Source organism: Variovorax sp. 20P10.2.4 (assembly GCF_058244205.1).
Map to the genome: position 1 here is coordinate 1 of NZ_JBZAYE010001064.1, position 1,565 is coordinate 1,565.

The following is a 1,565-nucleotide window of genomic DNA, read 5'->3' on the forward strand; positions in this document are numbered from 1 at the left end:
CCGCTACGGCAAGGACGAGGCGGTGCAGGCGCTGCGCGCCGTGCTCGAGGAAAGCCCGCTCGACCGCTTCCCCACCAAGCGCGCCAAGCTGCCCGAGTTCTGGCAGCCGCGCGGCTGGCGCCGGCCGGTGCTGCGCAACGGCAAGGCACTGCCCGACGAGGCGCTCGACCACCTGGGCCAGATGTTCACCTTCCCGACCAACGAGGAGGTCTACGGCGGCATCGCGGTGGTCAAGGAAGCCTGCGCGCCCGAGTCGCTGGCCGACTTCGCCTGGGACGCCTTCAGTGCCTGGCTCGAGGCCGGCGGCCCGAGCAAGGAAGGCTGGGCGCTCACGGTGCTCGGCTTCCTCGGCAACGACGACACGGCGCGCCGGCTCACGCCCTTCATCCGCGCCTGGCCCGGCGAGGCCGCGCATGCGCGCGCCGTCACCGGCCTCGACGTGCTGGCCGGGATCGGCTCCGACGTGGCGCTGATGCTGCTCAACGGCATCGCGCAGAAGGTGAAGTTCAAGGGCCTGCAGGACCGCGCGCGCGAGAAGATCGATGCGATCGCCGAGGCGCGCGGCCTCTCGACCGAGGAACTCGAGGACCGGCTCGCGCCCGACCTCGGCCTCGACGAGCAGGGCACCCTGCTGCTGGACTTCGGCCCGCGCAGCTTCAAGGTCGGTTTCGACGAGGCGCTCAAGCCCTATGTGCGCGAGCGCGCCGACGGCGTCGATGGCGCGCGCCTGTCCGACCTGCCCAAGCCCAAGAAGACCGACGACGCCGAGAAGAGCAAGGAGGCAGTCGAACGCTTCAAGCTGCTCAAGAAGGACGTGCGCACCATCGCGAGCCAGCAACTGCTGCGGCTCGAGGTCGCGATGTGCGTGCGCCGGCGCTGGACGCCCGAGGTGTTCCGCACCTTCCTGGTCGAGCATCCGCTGGTGCGCCACCTGGTGCAGCGGCTGATCTGGGGCGTTTACCGCGTGCAGGGCGAGGCCAGCTACGGCGGCGAACTGCTGGCGTGCTTCCGCGTGGCCGAGGACGGCAGCTTCAGCACCGCCGAGGACGATCCTTTCGAACTGCCCGCGGGCGAGGACATCCGCATCGGCGTGCCGCATGCGCTCGAGCTCTCGCCGACCGACGCCGGCGCCTTCGGCCAGGTGTTCGCCGACTACGAGCTGCTGCAGCCCTTCGCGCAGATCGGCCGCGACACCTACGTGCTGACCGAGGACGAGAAGAAGAGCCAGAAGCTCGAGCGCTGGAAGGACGCCACCGTGCCCACCGGCCGCGTGCTGGGCCTGGTCAACAAGGGCTGGCGCCGCGGCGAGGCGCAGGACGGCGGCGGCATCTGGTACTTCAGCAAGCCGCTGGGCCCGAGCCGCGTGATCGAGCTCTACCTCGACCCCGGCATCATCGTCGGCATGGTCGACGAGTACCCCGAGCAGAAGCTCGGCGAGGTGCAGGTTGGCAAGCCCTCGGGCTGGGGCAACATGCAGAACGCCGAGACGCTGGACCAGCTCGATCCGATCTCGGCCAGCGAGCTGATCCGCGACATGGAAGGGCTGCGCGCTTGAGCGCGGCCGC

The 1,565-nt window shown here is 70.4% G+C and carries 1 protein-coding gene; it reads left to right on the plus strand.

Annotation, left to right across the window (positions count from 1 at the left end; genetic code table 11):
* On the plus strand, positions 1 to 1,555 hold a 1,555-nt coding region (locus AC27VN_RS41075; RefSeq protein ID WP_490880453.1), incomplete at its 5' end, for a DUF4132 domain-containing protein.
* Between the last annotated feature and the right edge of the window lie 10 nt (positions 1,556 to 1,565).